1 rRNA gene is annotated in these 208 nt (G+C 54.3%); it reads right to left on the bottom strand.

The annotated features are described in order from the left end of the window. A 23S ribosomal RNA gene (locus WA407_RS26655) occupies window positions 1-208 on the bottom strand; the annotation flags it as partial.

Here is a 208-nt window from a genome sequence, read left to right as displayed (position 1 = left end):
TCCCTTCTGCCTTTGCACTCTTCGAATGATTTCCAACCATTCTGAGGGAACCTTGGGGCGCCTCAGTTACTATTTAGGAGGCGACCGCCCCAGTCAAACTGCCCACCTGACACTGTCCTCGCACCGGGTCACGGTACCAAGTTAGAACCTAGATACGATCAGGGTGGTATCCCAAGGATGCCTCCACTCAAGCTGGCGCTCAAGATTC

The organism is Paenibacillus sp. 203 (genome assembly GCF_037027525.1).
GTDB lineage: Bacteria > Bacillota > Bacilli > Paenibacillales > Paenibacillaceae > Paenibacillus > Paenibacillus polymyxa_B.
Note: the sequence above shows the minus strand (reverse complement) of the source record. Positions and strands in the feature narration are given on the sequence as shown.